This window comes from Synechococcus sp. R3-13 (genome assembly GCF_047462195.1).
In the GTDB taxonomy this organism is placed as follows: Bacteria; Cyanobacteriota; Cyanobacteriia; order Thermostichales; family Thermostichaceae; genus Thermostichus.
In genome coordinates, this window is record NZ_JANSIO010000066.1 from 1 (window position 1) to 2,041 (window position 2,041).

The following is a 2,041-nucleotide window of genomic DNA, read 5'->3' on the forward strand; positions in this document are numbered from 1 at the left end:
TGCGGGGCTCCTGCGATTTCTAGCTGATATCGCAATGCAGGTATCTAGAGATGGAAAAAGATCACTCGTTTTACTCATTGACATTGAAATTGATGAGCCATGGTTTCTTGAAGGTAATCTGTGTAGGCCAGCCCATACTGTGAATGATCCTAAGCAAAGTAAGCGTGATGCTTATCTAGCGGATAGAGGCTGGGTTGTAGTTCGGTTCTCAGAACGGCAAGTTTATGAAGAAAGTGAAAAGTGCATTAATCTCATCTTTTGCTTGGTTTCAGGTGTCTTGGGTGCATTAGATTCTAAACAGCCAGACTTATCATTTTCATTTCCAACGGACCACAAGAGATGGGGTGATCAAAGTGCTCTTAGTGAACCTAGATTTCCTCCTTCCTACTTTTAATTCCCAAGGTTGAGACTGGCCCTACCGGGATTGAATTGAGCTAACGCGCTGGTCCGAGACGCTGCTGCAGGATTTGTGCGGCCAGCAACACATCCAGGGGGGTGGTTAGCTTCAGATTGGATTCCTCCCCTTCGACGATGTAGACTGGCCAACCCAGCTTCTCGAATAGGGCTGCGTCATCGGTCACTTGCCAACCTTGGGCCAGAGCCTCCTGATGGGCTTGCCACAGCAACGACAGGCGAAATCCTTGCGGGGTTTGCGCTGCCCACAGCCTGCTGCGCTCCGGCGTCGATTGGATTTGGATCCCGTTGGGGCCGGTCTCTGTCACTTTAATCGTGTCTTTAACAGGGATCCCCGCGATGAGACCATCCACCTGCTGCAAAGCAGCACTACAGCGATCGAACAACTTAGGGGTAGCTAGGCAGCGGGCCCCATCGTGGATCAACACCCGCTCTACTGTTCCCAGGTTATAGAGATACTCAACCCCCCTGTAAACCGACTCCTGCCGCGTCGCCCCCCCTTGTAAAAGCTGCACCGGCGTGGACAGATCCATTGCCGCCAGGATCTGCTCGATGGCCGGCCAATCGCCGGGTTGGGAGAGAATGCCGATCCACTCGATGGAGCTGGCTCGATCCGCAGCCTGCAACGTCCAAGCCAAAATCGGCTGACCCAAGAGCGGCAGCAACAGCTTATTGACCGCAGCTCCCATTCGCTTGCCGCTGCCAGCCGCCGGGATCAGAAGGTGCATGGGATCCAAAAGCGCATTCAACCGGATCCCAGTGTACTGCTCAACTCAACCTTCCAACTCTCCCGAAGCAGTGACAAAGTCAGGGTAGGCAATGTTGCCGTGCTCGCCAATATCCAAGCCGGCCAACTCTTCTTCTGCCGAGACGCGCAGACCGATGGTGCCCTTCAAAATCAAAAACAAAGCCAGACAACAGATAAAAGACCATCCTCCCAGGGCAATAACCCCCAGAATCTGTACCGGCAACACCGCCCAAGTCACCCCCGCTTCCGCATGGGCAAACCACGGGATCCCTGCAGCAATGACCCCCCAAGCGCCGCACACCCCATGTACCGACACCGCCCCCACCGGGTCATCCACCTTCAAGGTGCCCTCGATAAACAGCACCGACAACACCACCAACACCCCGGCCACCGAGCCGATAAGGATTGCCCCCAAAGGATGAACAGTGTTGCAAGGAGCAGTAATGCCCACCAGCCCCGCCAGTGTCCCATTGGCTGCAAACGTCATGTCCGGCTTGGTAAAAATGGCCCAGGAAGTACAGAGAGCGCCGATGGCTCCTGCCGCCCCGGCCAAATAGGTATTGAAAGCAATCCAGCCAATATCAGGAATCGCTGCCGTTGTAGAGCCGGCATTAAAGCCAATCCAGCCCAGCCACAGGATCAACGCCCCCAACATACCCAAGGGTAAGCTATGCCCGGGAATAGCCCGCGGCTCCCCATTGGGACCATACTTGCCCAAGCGCGGACCCAACACCAAAGTTCCCGCAAAAGCTGCAGCCCCACCCACCAAGTGCACCACCCCCGACCCGGCAAAGTCAATGTAGCCCAGGTTTTCCAGCCAGCCGGCTGTACCACCGTTGTAGTCGGCAAACAGGCCATTCCAGGCCCAGCCCCCGGAAA

At 55.6% G+C, this 2,041-nt stretch carries 3 protein-coding genes; 1 reads left to right on the forward strand and 2 read right to left on the reverse strand.

All coding sequences use genetic code 11. The annotated features are described in order from the left end of the window. On the forward strand, window positions 1-394 hold a 394-nt coding region (locus NW856_RS02165), incomplete at its 5' end, for a DUF559 domain-containing protein (protein ID WP_414398870.1). A gap of 40 nt (window positions 395-434) precedes the next feature. Here the strand turns inward: NW856_RS02165 and ispD are convergent. Then, the gene (gene ispD / locus NW856_RS02170; protein WP_414398873.1) at window positions 435-1,142 is read right to left on the reverse strand and encodes a 2-C-methyl-D-erythritol 4-phosphate cytidylyltransferase; all 708 of its coding nucleotides are present in this window, start codon (window positions 1,140-1,142) and stop codon (window positions 435-437) included. Between the two features lie 45 nt (window positions 1,143-1,187). Beyond that, on the reverse strand, window positions 1,188-2,041 hold an 854-nt coding region (locus tag NW856_RS02175), incomplete at its 5' end, for an ammonium transporter (protein ID WP_414398871.1).

Excerpts from the sequence above, each read along its gene's own strand:
- ispD (WP_414398873.1), bottom strand. The coding sequence starts at position 1,142 with ATGCACCTTCTGATCCCGGCGGCTGGCAGCGGCAAGCGAATGGGAGCT.